This window comes from Moorena sp. SIO3B2, assembly GCF_010692525.1.
Lineage (GTDB): Bacteria > Cyanobacteriota > Cyanobacteriia > Cyanobacteriales > Coleofasciculaceae > Moorena > Moorena producens.
The window spans coordinates 12,350-24,401 of record NZ_JAAHHE010000016.1 but is presented as its reverse complement, the minus strand read 5'-3'; the positions used below and the strand labels follow the sequence as shown (position 1 = coordinate 24,401).

Here is a 12,052-nt window from a genome sequence, read left to right as displayed (position 1 = left end):
GTCTGCGGAAGGCGGATGTCTGCCTGTTGACGCTGAGTAAGACCAATTCTAGCAGGCGCGTGCCTCCTAGGCCGGGTTCCCCGGCCTAGGGTCGCGCCTCTGGTTGAGGCATCGGGGACGCGCGCGGGAAACCCAAAAGACGAATAAGACCGTCCCTGAATTGACCTGAGAGTGGGAAGCCCCAACCTCAGCGAACGCGCCCCGCGTGACCAAAGGTCAAGCAGGTTGGGGTACTTCACACTGGACACCTGGGCAATAACAACCAGATAATCTACCCTAAACCGAGCGCCAAAGGCGAACAACTGGATAACCTTGGCCACAAGGTCACGCCTTCGCGTTCAACCTTCAACCCTTCACGGACAACAAGCATGATTTACCGTAGGTCACGCTGCGCGATCGAGCATGCTTGTTGTCCTTTTTGTGATCTTGGGCATTTCTTTGCACAACCGCGACTAACAAGCGATTGATGAATTGCCATTTAATTGGTTAAATAATTCCGGTAACAGTGCTTATCAGTATTAAATAGGCTATAATAGTACTAAATGCGCGAGCAACTTCACATTAATGGCACCGTGGATACTCATACCCCAAACCACATCACCCCTCAAGCTGACCACCTGACCATTACTACAGCAAACCTACTGGAGGCTTTTGCTGATTTCCTGGATATCGATGTGGCAGCAGGAGATGCTGCGGCTGATACTGTTAATACCTACCGCCGCCAGGTTCAGCAATTTGTGAACTGGTGCGATCGCATAAATCTTCATCCAGCCGCAGTTACTAAAGACGACATTAAGCGTTACCGCCGCTGGATGGTAGAAACTAAAAAATTTAAGCCAGCAACGGTATCACTAAAGTTATCAGTTGTCAAGCGTTTTTATCAAGCTGCTGTGGAAAAAGGACTGATTACGATCAATCCAGCTCTTGGGGTGAAACCGCCACGGGAAAAGCTGGACCCGGCGGCAAGGATTACCTATTTGGAAAAGCCTGAAGTTGAGAAGTTGTTAGGAGCGATAGTGAATGATGGTAGCCTTAAGGCAAAGCGGGATAAACTTCTGCTGGCAATCATGATATTGGAAGGTCCCCGTAGCATTGAGTTACATCGAGCAAATGTCTCTGATGTAGTTAAGCAGGGGGGTAATCTGGGAATTCGGGTCGAAGGGAAGCGTAATATTAGAATAGTGCCATTAACACCAGATCTTGCTGACTTGCTAATGGCTTATCTCGAAGCAAGGGCAGAAAATGGGGAAGTGGTCAAACCATCCAGTCCTTTATTTATAGCTGTTGGAAACAGGGCGGGTGGCAAGCGGATTTCCCGGCGGGGGATTCGGCTAGTTGTAGATAGCTATTTAGAGCAAACTAACCTTAAGCAAACACCAGGAAGAACTATATCAGCCCATAGCTTGAGACATACGGCAGGTACCTTAGCTCTGCGTTCTGGTGCTGAGTTACGGCAAGTGCAAGATTTGTTGGGACATGCCGATCCCAGAACAACTTGTATTTATGCCCATGTCGCAGATCGCTGGGAAAATAATCCAGCATTGAAGCTGGGAATTAACCTATCGTGATCATGTGATCATCTAGAGGGGAAATGAATAGCTAACTAATTATTTTGGCAACTGGGGAACAGTGACTGGAACTCCTCCTTGGTGAAGGGATTGGCTTAAACAACTCAGAATCTGTACCAATTGAGCACCAACCCAGCCAGAAGATATTGATGAAGGTTGGGACAAGCGGACACTGTTAAGAAAGCGATCGCATACTGAATAAAGTGGTTCAAGTGATTCGAGATCAAGAACTTCACGATGTTGACCAGCAGGGATAAAGTACTCCCCGTTCTGTTCAAAATAACCATGTTGGATAGTTAGGGGTGCTTGGGCAACCATTTCATCAAAAATCAAGGTTCCCTGTGTTCCTACAATCCCAAGCCGCCGTTGTTTATCTGGATTGAGCCAGCACAGATGAATAAATGCTTGAAAGCCAGTGGGATAGCTAAGTGTGAGCTGAACTAAGTCAGCTAGTCCTTGAGGAGTTGAAGGTTGAGGGGTTGAAGGTTGAAGGTTAGCAGGTTGAAGGTTAGCAGGTTGTTCGCCTTTGGCGTTCCCGTAGGGTAGGTTAGCAGGTTGTTGAGGGGTAAGTGATTGACTACAGCCTTGGTTATCTTCAGAACTTTCAACGGGCAACTGGCTAACTTGAAACTCTTTTTCAACCGGCAACTGGCTAACTTGAAACTCTTTTTGAAACTGTAGCCACACCCTACCATTAGCTTGGACTTGAACAGGTAGCTGTCCTAAGCAATGGTTGAAAATAGCAATGTCGTGAATGGCTAAATCCCAGAGAGAATCTACATCTTGACGTACTGGTCCTAAGTTAGTACGGGCGGCGTATCCATAGCGTAAGTCTCCTAAGCATCCCGAGTGAACAACTTCTTGAGCACGCTTGACCGCTGGGTGAAATAGATAGGTATGGTCAACCATGAGCTGTCGCTGGTTTTCTTGAGCCAGGTGGCACAATTCTAGACACTCAGCCACATCAAGGGTTAAGGGTTTTTCTGCTAGGACGTGTTTCCCCTGGTTTAGAGCATCCTTAATTATGGTGTAATGGGTAACTGCTGGAGTAGCAATTACTACTGCCTCAATTGTCGGGAGATCCCGTATCGATTCCCAATCTGTTGCCAAACGTACCTCAGGAGCTAGGTTATATTTATCTTTAATAGCTGCCAAGGTTTCTGGGTATGGATCAACCACTGCCACTAAGCAAGCATCAGGGTGTGCCAAGAAATTCCTGACCAAGTGTTTGCCCCAGCGACCTGCTCCCAATATCGCTACTCCGGTTTGTTTCATTTTTCGCCTCTCAATTCCAGAAATGCCTGTTTGGCTGCTGCTTGTTCCGCAGCTTTTTTCGATCTTCCTGTACCTTCACCTAATTGTCGATTTTGTAGCCAGACTTGGGCAGTGAAGCGGTTGTTTGCCCCATGCACTTGTAGGTTTTCGGTCAGATGATACTTTGGGAGCAGTTTGTAGTGAGCTTGAGTCCATTCCTGAAGAGCATCTTTGTAGTTTTGGCGGGCAGGGTCTTGACGAATTTCAGTAGTGAGTTTTTGTAAGTGAGGGTCTAGCCAAGGACGGACTAATTCTAGGGTATGGGTACTTAAATATAATGCTCCCAATATTGCTTCAAAGGCATCAGCTAAGCGGGATGTTTCGCCAACTTTGTCCCCAGCGGCACTATTGGAAACGAGTAAATAACGCTCTAGACCATAGCTGCGAGCGAGTTGAGACAGAATGCGATCGCTTACCAGTACGGAACGAATGGCAGCAAACTCACCAACGGAAGAGTTGGGATAATTTTCCCATAGCCATTCTGAGCTAGCTAAACGTATTACAGCATCACCAACAAACTCCAACTGCTCATAGTTGTCTTCTGCTGAGATACTACAATGAGTCAGTGCTAAATCTAGCAACGACCAATTCACAGCTGTAGTTTTAGATAGTCCTAACTTTTGAACTAACTTCTCTAATTGTTTCTGACGACGGGGATCTTTGATGGTCATGGGTGTCTGTTGTCGTGAGTCGGAAAGTCCTTTGTGACTAACCAGAGTCTGCTGGGAGTACTCATTACTAACGACTAATAGCTAAATTGAGAGAAAGTCGGACATAAGCCGGGTTCTGTTCTCCCTAGCAACAATGAAAAAGCTACTAAAGAGGGTGGTTATCTATCTAGGACGGCTGTTACCAGACGCCTCATGCGGTTCTCCATATCCGGAACTGGTAAAAGACCAACCGTAGTTCCTCTCGACCTTGCTCCCAACCGGGGTTTACCGAGCCAGCACCTCTCGATGCTGCTGGTGCGCTCTTACCACACCTTTGCACCCTTACCTGTGAAAGAATCAGGAAAAAGGCCGGAAGAATTTATTCTTCCTGGAGCCTTCTACCTTTATCCTTCCCATCGGCGGTATGTTTCTGTGGCACTATCCTCACGGTCACCCGCACTGGGCGTTACCCAGCAAGTTTGGTCTTTCGGGAGCCCGGACTTTCCTCAGACTCGCAGAAAAATGCGAATCCGCAACCACCTGCGCCTACTTTCTCTCTACTCTAGTTTAGACTTGATTAGCAGTTGGTTGTTAGCTGCTGGAGTTAGAGTCAATTTAGAGGCACAGAGCATTATCTGTCCCAGGAGCAGCAACTAGGGAAATGCGATGGGACGTTGGAGCCGCTGCGCGAACGCAAAAGCTAATCCTCTAGAATTTGTTGGATTACACTCCTAAGATCTTTGTCATCAGGGCGTTTTGTGAACTGTTTATGACTGTAAATCCAAACAAGTTTGATAACTGATTTACTTGTATTAACTAAATACATCAATCTGATTTGTCCAGAAGCGCCTTGGCCAAACTTCAACTCAAGCTTATGAAATGTCCATCCTTCAGGTAACTTACTCGTTTTTGGGAAAGGTTCTTGACGGGAATTTCTAGGATATGGGTTCTCTATTAAATTGTCTAGGACTTGCGTGACAAGCAAAAAAAAGCTATTTTTGTGAACTTTGTGATCTTTGGCAAGTTTTTTCAAAGAACGATAAAAATTCTGTGAGTTTTCAGTGTCAATCGAGAAGGGATTTGATCCAGTCACTCACTTCTCCTTTACCAATAAGATTTGAAGATGATGAAGCAAAAGCGTCCTCCAAAACTTTTGACATCACCGATTCATATGCGGGGTGCTCACGTTCTATTTCATCAAGTTTCTGCTTACCTAATGCTTTCATATCCTCAAGAATAATGGGCTCAGTTGAGCTAGCGTCAGATCGTAAACCTTTGCGAGCTTTTTGCCAAGGAAACTCGCAGTGGGTCATATTACTAAGTCGAAAAGCATGATAGCCACCAAAATATTCCCAAGTTTCTTCTAGAAGCTCTATCTTCTCATCAGGGATATTTGAGAGGAAGTCTTTTTTAGGGATAGGTAATTGCTTAGCTTCAAACTCACTGTAAAACCTGTAAGCACTAGGGCACACAGGACCGTATCGCCATGCTTGAATTTCTTCATCAAACAATGGCTGATCGTAAAGGGCTAGATGTAAACTTTGTGCATAGTACAGAAGCTTTTGAAGCTTCATGTTGGTCATTTCAGCTTCCATGCCATCATCGTAAGCTTTTACGATGAAATAGCGAGCCGCATTGAGACAATCAACCATAGTTAGACTCGCAAATCTAATTTAAATAACCTTCAATGATAGCAATTTATAATAATTGCTTGTGCTTATCATTTTGACACTCCCCGGTCGCGCATACGCGGGGATTCTTTGCTCAACGAGTCAGCTTGCTCAGTCAGGCCGGAACCAGAAAGAGTAGAGGCCGATTCTCCCAAAGCGTTTCGGGAGACCCGTTCGCGTAGCGTGGCCTACGGCCTCCGCTGCGCGAACGGATCTATGATCCAGGTTCCGGTGTGCCCCACCGTACCTAAGGCTTGTTCAAGGATGTTGATTGCAGCGTTATGGTCTCTGTCTAGGGAGCAACCACACTGACAGACGTGGGTTCTAGTTGATAGAGATTTCTTGACTGTTTCACCACAATTGGAGCAGTTTTGGCTTGTGTAGGCAGGGTTGACTGCAACAGTTATCTTGCCAAACTTAGCGCCAAAGTGTTCTATCCATTTCCTGAATTGATACCAACCTGCATCATTAATAGACTTAGCAAGACAATGATTTTTTACCATATTCTTAACCCTCAAGTCTTCATAGGCTACCAGGTCGTTTGACCGGACTACGCAACGTGCCAGTCTCTTGGCATGTTCTTGACGTTGCCTACTTATTTTGAGGTGTGTCTTACCTAGCCTATTAATCGCTTTCTTGCGATTGGATGAGCCTTTCTTTTTCCGGGAAACTTGACGTTGATATAATTTTAGGCGCTTTTCACCTTTTCTGTAGAACCTGGGATTAGGTTCAGCATCTCCGTTAGAATCTGTGTAGAAATCCTTTAGTCCAACGTCTAAGCCAATGGTGTTACCTGTAGCTGGAACAGGTTCATTAATGTCAACCTGAACGCAGAATTGGACATAGTATCCATCAGCTCGACGGACTATCCTGACTCTCTTGATCTGCTTCTTGTCGAAGCGCCACAAGTCCCATGTACCCTTGAGTTTGAGTTTCCCGATTCCCTTCAAGTCACTAAAGATGATTGACTTTTTATCAGGACATAGCTTCCATCCTGAAGTCTTATACTCTACTGAGCGACAATGTTTCTTGAATCGTGGAAACCCTTTCTTGCCGGGTACTTTTTTCTTACAGTTATCGTAGAAGCGGACGATTGATGACCAGGCTCGTTCAGCACTTGCCTGACGAGCCATAGAGTTCAGCTCATTGGCAAAGGTCAACTGTTTTGCTAGGACAGTGCAATATTTGTTGAGATCGTATTTATTGACCCCTTTATTGTCCATCCAATAGCGAATGCAGCTATTGCGAATAAACTTAGCCGTTCTAATCGCCTCATCTATGGCTGAATATTGTCTCTGCTTGCCGTATGCTTTGAACTCTAAAACTATCATTAGTATCGACCTATTGCTACTAATTTAGTATACAATACATAGCATAAAATTTAGGAACTTTCCAAATATTTTTTTCACGGCTAAAAGCGAGCTATCTCGCTTTCATCCCCGGTCTAAGGACGCGGGGTTTTCAGCATCGTTGATTCCTGATAACCTAAACTAATTCAATAGTACAATTATACTACTAAGCTGCTGATCGATAGCAATCCGATTTGAGTGGTGAAACACCAGAAGAGGGAGAGAGGGGTAAGAAGGGAAAGAATTTCACGATTTTTGTTCACAAATTAATTACCCCCGGGCTGGATCACCTACAGGGAAATCTAGGGTGATGGGATCACTCTCAAATAACTATTGCGTTAAAAATACTCTTTAACAAAGATCGCTCAAGTAGTGTCATGGCTGAATATCGGAATTCAATCAAGGATAGTTGGGTGAGCTACCAATTAAGAAACAAACCTTTGAGTAACTGTGTTAACTTTGGTTAAGTTAACTCAAACCTGATCAGCAGTAAAGATGGTTCGTATTTTACATTTCTTAATATAATTTCATTTATTTATTGATTTTCGACTAATTACCAAGTACTAATTACCAATTACCAATTACCAATTACCAATTACCAATTACTAATTACCAAGTACTAATTACCAATTACCAATTACCAATTACCAATTAGTCTTGGAGCAAGTCCAAAACCATCTAGACTTGAGTCAGCAGTGACAAACAAGTAGAACCTACTCAACAGGAGGGTTTGCATTGACTGAAAACCAAATTTCCCTCCAGACAATCTCGCGTAGTGAACTGCGACAGCTGGTGCGTTCTCAGCTGCAGATACTGCTGGAGCAAGGTAATCTTCAGGGTGCTAAGCAAGTGCTGGTACCAGTACAACCAGTAGACATTGCGGAAGCGATTGAAGGATTACCGGAAGCAATGCAAGTGATTGCCTTCCGCTTATTGTCTAAATCTGAGGCCATTGAGGTGTATGAAAATCTTGACTCCAGTGTCCAACAGTCTCTAATTGAGAAGTTTAAACATCAGGAGGTACTGGATATCGTAGACAAGATGTCGCCAGATGATCGAGCCAGGTTGTTTGATGAGTTACCAGCTAAGGTCGTCCGACGCTTGCAGTCACAGTTAAGTCCCAAAGAACGCCGAGCCACAGCCCTGCTCTTGGGGTATGAGGAGGGAACAGCAGGGCGAATCATGACCCCTGAATATATTTCCCTTAAGGAAAACTTGACAGTTACCGAGACCTTAGAGCAGATTCGTAGCTTAGCCAAAGCCTCGGAAGTCGTATATTACCTCTATATAACTGATAACTCTCGACATTTGACTGGGATTGTTTCCCTGCGGGATTTGGTGATTTCTGCCACCGAGACCACCATGGGTGAAATTATGACTCGTGATGTGGTATATGTCTATACCTATGCAGACCAGGAAGAGGTAGCACGGATGATCCAACGCTATGATTTCCTGGCTGTACCAGTGGTTGACCGGGAGCAGCGTCTAGTGGGTATTGTCACTGTGGATGATGTGATTGATATCTTGGAGCAGGAAGCAACAGAAGATATGTACGCGGTCGGTGGTGGTGTCCAATCGGAGGGGGATAATTATTTTCAAACCAATTTATTCACAGTTGCCCGCCGACGGGTAGTTTGGTTATTTGTCTTGTTACTCACTAATACGGTTACGGGTACGATCATAAAGTCTCAAGAGTCTATTTTGCAGCAGGTTGTTGCCCTAGCAGCTTTTATCCCTTTACTCACTGGCACTGGTGGGAATGTGGGAGCTCAGTCTTCTACGGTGGTGATTCGCGGCTTGAATACTGATGAAATTCGTGACTTAGGCCCCGGTCAAGTGATTGGGCGAGAGGCACTGGCGGGGTTATTACTAGGAGTAATTCTGGGTACGATGGCTACGGGATGGGCTTACTGGTTACAAGGAGATTTGTCAGTAGCCCTCTCGGTGGGAGTGAGTCTGATTGCGATCGCACTTTTAGCATCAGTTGCCGGTTCAGCCCTACCGTTTCTGTTCCGTCACCTAGGCTTAGACCCAGCTCTGATGTCCGCACCATTTATTACAACAGTTGTTGATGTCTTGGGTGTGCTGATTTATTTCAATATTGCTAAATCAGTCTTAGGGCTTTAGCATAAAATACTATATCATAGCAGTTATCAATTGGGTGAGGTAAATTTTGGATTGTAGGGAATAGGGAATAGGGAATAGGGAGTAGGGAGTAGGGAGTAGGGAGTAGGGAGTATGAATTAAGGAAAAAGGAACATAAAAGAAGCAACAGGGAACAAAAAATCATAATCTGTACTTAAAATTGTTGCAAATCGCTAAAATTAACTGTAAAATTAACTTTATAATTAACAGTCCTGGTGCCAGTACTTATAAATCGCATAAGCCAGAGTAACTACACCGGTAACAATGGCCGATTCATCCACGGCAAATAGAGGATGGTGTAGTGGGTAGTTTAGTTTATTTTGGAATCCAACCCCGAGGCGGAACATGCTGCCAGGAGCGTGTTGTAGATAAACCGAGAAATCTTCTGCACCCATAGAGGCTTCCGGTATGATTGAAACGCGATCGCTTCCCCAAGCTTCCTTAGCTGCTGCTTCCAACAACTGAGTTAAGGCTAGGTCATTTTGTACTGATGGTACTCCCCGCTGATAGTTGATGTGATAGCGAGCGCCATAAGCATTACAGACATTGGCCACAATCTTTTCAATCCAATCGGGTAGGCCAGCATAGGTTTGGGGATGAAGCGATCGCACTGTTCCTACTAGGCGGACTTGGTCAGCAATAATATTCGGAGCTCGCCCACCACTAATTTGTCCAATTGTCAAGACCATCGGGTGTAATGGGTTCTGGGTGCGACTAATAGCTTGTTGGAGGGTGGTAATCACCTGGGCAGCAATCCAAATCGCGTCAATAGCTTGGTGAGGGCGAGCTCCATGACCGGATTCTCCCATAATTACGATTTCTAAATCATCCGCTGCTGCTGTTAATGCCCCATAGCGGATACCAATAGACCCTGCTGGAATTGATGGGAAAACGTGAAGACCAAAGATAGCACTGACATCCTTCATGCCCCCATCTTTAACAATCCAGTTTGCACCTTGAGCAATTTCCTCAGCTGGTTGGAACAGAAAGCGAGTATTACCAGGAAAAGTTTCTCCGAGTTGGGATAGAATCATAGCTGTGCCTAAGCCTACGGTGGTGTGGACATCATGACCACAGGCATGCATGACTCCCGGTTGATGTGAGGCAAAATCGAGGCAAGTTTGTTCGGTGATGGGTAGAGCATCCATATCAGTGCGCAGTGCGACTAATCGGTCATCGGTACCACCAATCAGTTCACCGATAAGACCAGTTTTGCCAATCCTTTCTTGTACATGAAGACCACAGGAGGATAGGACCCCAGCTACGTAAGCGGCTGTTTGGTGTTCTTGACCACTCAATTCTGGGTGAGAGTGGAGATGACGGCGGATTTCGATCAGACGCGGGGCAAGTTCTTGGGCTAACTCTTTAATCTGGGAGAGCATGCTGCTAGATAAATGCTAGATAAAATTGTTTCATACTTAACTCTTTATACTTCTTTTTGAATTGTGGCAATAATTAATATTTTATTATACAACTATTTGCGGTAAAAGAATATTGTCTCAATCATCGATTTGTTAAGACACAACCGCTGCTGAAACGATGCCTTGCTCCTCAAGCACTGCAGCAACTCTAAGAATCATGGCTTCATGGTAGGGTGCAGCAATAATTTGTACCCCTAAGGGCATTTGACCAGGACGGTGAATTGGTACCGATAAGACCGGTAAGCCAATGAAGGATAAGGGTTGAGTAAATAATCCTAAGTTTGGACGAACCAACACTTCTTCCCCAGCAATGACCATTTTTTCTTGACCCAGTAGGGGAGCAACACAAGGGGTAGTGGGAGCGAGGATAATATCGACATTTTGGAAGACTTCCCGAATGCGATCGCGAAACCATTGTCGAAACCGTTGCGCTTGAATATACCAAGTGCCTGGAATTAGGGCACCTGCTAAAAAGCGTACGCGTGTAGCTGGATCAAAATCATCGGGACGTTTACGCAAATTGTCCAAATGGAGGTTTGACCCTTCATTAGCTGTAATAATATAAGCTGCTGCTCTGGCTCGCTTGGCTTCTGGGATAGTAACCGAGGCAGTTACATCCAAGCTACTAGCCACTTTAGCCACAGCATCCAAGACTTCTGGTTCTGCCCCTTGAGCAAAATACCCATCAGCAACCCCAATCCGTAACCCTTCAATCCCTTCGTTAAGGTGGGGGACACAGAGTTCTGGGAGACGATTGCTACAAACTGGATCAGCGGGATCTGCTCCCTGAAGGATATCAAAAGTAGTAGCAATATCCCGTACAGAACGAGCAAACGGACCGATATGATCCAAACTAGCAGAAAACAAGAAAACCCCTGCGCGAGACAATCGTCCGTAGGTAGGTTTTAAGCCAAAAGTACCACACAACGCAGCTGGTACCCGGATTGAACCATTGGTATCAGAACCAAGAGTAATTGGTACTAATCCCGCTGCCACTGCTGCTGCCGAGCCGCCAGAGGAACCACCAGCAATGCGAGTGAGATCATGGGGGTTATGAGTTGCACCGTAATGGCTATTTTCCGTTACAAAGCCATAGGCATACTCATCCATATTTAATGCTCCGACTAGGATAGCACCCGCTTGTTTTAGTTTAGTTACAGCAGTAGCATCACGGGAAACAGGAGGATTTTCAGCATTAATTTTTGACCCAGCTAATGTTATTAAGCCAGCAATATCATATAAGTTTTTAACTGCAAAAGGAACTCCTGCCAATGGACCGGGATTGTTCCCTTTAGCAATAGCATGATCAATCTCTTCAGCATCGGATAAGGCTTGGTCAGTGGTAACCGTTGTGAAACAGTTAAGGGATTGGTTACGGACAGTGATTTTTTCGAGACAGTTAGTAATAACTGTTTTTGCGGTGACTTGACCTTCTCGAATCCCAGTGGCAATTCCAATAGCATCATCAATTTGTTTCACGGTTAGCATCCCAATTTAAACTATTATTATGATGATTTAGTAACGGTTATAAACCAATAAGCTTTCTAATTTACTAGAAAAAAAATCAGCATCCTAAGGTTCAAATACCGGAGCAGCTTCGATATCATCAGGTAAGGTAAATTCTGTCACTAAAGATGCGATCGCATAAATTTTAGCGAAGTTTTTGATAACACCAGGACGGTGTTGGGGCTTAAGGTCTAAATCAAGGAGTTGCGCCATTGCTTCGACATAGGTAGCGGTTTCAAGTGTTTTCTTTGTCATTAGTAGTTAGTGTTTAATAATTTAGTAGTTAACATTAATTGTAATCTATAAATATAATAAAATTTTAAAATCTGTCGTTATTACTCAAAACTAAACCCTCAAAACTCGGCAGTCTCTTCAAAACTCTATTCAAACAAACAAAGTTAAGTTTTTCGTTACCTTAAAGATATAAAG

Annotated in this window: 10 protein-coding genes, 1 other RNA gene and 1 pseudogene; 2 read left to right on the top strand and 10 right to left on the bottom strand. The window is 44.6% G+C overall.

All coding sequences use genetic code 11. The annotated features are described in order from the left end of the window. Positions 1-542: 542 nt before the first annotated feature. Positions 543-1,568, top strand: coding sequence for a tyrosine-type recombinase/integrase (locus F6K38_RS05575; RefSeq protein WP_008179974.1), 1,026 nt, complete (start codon positions 543-545; stop codon positions 1,566-1,568). Between the two features lie 39 nt (positions 1,569-1,607). Here F6K38_RS05575 and F6K38_RS05570 read toward each other — a convergent pair whose 3' ends face one another. The 6 genes and pseudogenes from F6K38_RS05570 to F6K38_RS05545 all read right to left on the bottom strand — a co-directional run bounded on the left by F6K38_RS05570 (position 1,608) and on the right by F6K38_RS05545 (position 6,533). Further along, positions 1,608-2,843: a Gfo/Idh/MocA family protein gene (locus tag F6K38_RS05570; protein ID WP_287262845.1), complete on the bottom strand. Its 1,236-nt coding sequence runs from the start codon at positions 2,841-2,843 to the stop codon at positions 1,608-1,610. After that, the gene (rnc, locus tag F6K38_RS05565; RefSeq protein ID WP_008179978.1) at positions 2,840-3,553 is read right to left on the bottom strand and encodes a ribonuclease III; all 714 of its coding nucleotides are present in this window, start codon (positions 3,551-3,553) and stop codon (positions 2,840-2,842) included. The genes F6K38_RS05570 and rnc overlap by 4 nt, the downstream gene beginning before the upstream one ends. Positions 3,554-3,642: 89 nt before the next feature. Then, an RNA gene (rnpB, locus tag F6K38_RS05560) (RNase P RNA component class A) lies at positions 3,643-4,085 on the bottom strand. 147 nt (positions 4,086-4,232) lie between these two features. Continuing rightward, positions 4,233-4,625, bottom strand: a complete 393-nt coding sequence (locus tag F6K38_RS05555; RefSeq protein ID WP_044492303.1) for a hypothetical protein — start codon at positions 4,623-4,625, stop codon at positions 4,233-4,235. Further along, positions 4,597-5,184, bottom strand: a complete 588-nt coding sequence (locus F6K38_RS05550; RefSeq protein WP_287247558.1) for a Panacea domain-containing protein — start codon at positions 5,182-5,184, stop codon at positions 4,597-4,599. Before F6K38_RS05550 ends, F6K38_RS05555 begins: the two co-directional genes overlap by 29 nt. A 68-nt stretch (positions 5,185-5,252) precedes the next feature. Continuing rightward, positions 5,253-6,533: pseudogene (locus tag F6K38_RS05545) on the bottom strand (RNA-guided endonuclease InsQ/TnpB family protein). Between the two features lie 753 nt (positions 6,534-7,286). Here F6K38_RS05545 and mgtE point away from each other — a divergent pair. Then, positions 7,287-8,678 (top strand): magnesium transporter, encoded by a 1,392-nt coding sequence (mgtE, locus tag F6K38_RS05540; RefSeq protein WP_044492795.1) that lies wholly within the window; start codon positions 7,287-7,289, stop codon positions 8,676-8,678. On the opposite strand, the gene F6K38_RS05535 is transcribed toward mgtE, so the two are convergent. From F6K38_RS05535 to F6K38_RS05520, 4 genes are all read right to left on the bottom strand, one after another. Next, positions 8,656-8,841 carry a hypothetical protein gene (locus F6K38_RS05535; RefSeq protein ID WP_287262847.1) on the bottom strand — a complete coding sequence of 62 codons (186 nt, stop codon included), beginning with the start codon at positions 8,839-8,841 and terminating at the stop codon, positions 8,656-8,658. The genes mgtE and F6K38_RS05535 overlap by 23 nt on opposite strands. Before the next feature lie 58 nt (positions 8,842-8,899). Beyond that, the gene (locus F6K38_RS05530) at positions 8,900-10,078 is read right to left on the bottom strand and encodes a M20 family metallopeptidase (protein WP_009149442.1); all 1,179 of its coding nucleotides are present in this window, start codon (positions 10,076-10,078) and stop codon (positions 8,900-8,902) included. 132 nt (positions 10,079-10,210) lie between these two features. Beyond that, on the bottom strand, positions 10,211-11,605 hold the full coding sequence (locus F6K38_RS05525) for an AtzE family amidohydrolase (RefSeq protein WP_009149438.1): 1,395 nt from the start codon (positions 11,603-11,605) through the stop codon (positions 10,211-10,213). 84 nt (positions 11,606-11,689) lie between these two features. After that, positions 11,690-11,878 carry a DUF4089 domain-containing protein gene (locus tag F6K38_RS05520; protein WP_009149434.1) on the bottom strand — a complete coding sequence of 63 codons (189 nt, stop codon included), beginning with the start codon at positions 11,876-11,878 and terminating at the stop codon, positions 11,690-11,692. Positions 11,879-12,052: the final 174 nt, after the last annotated feature.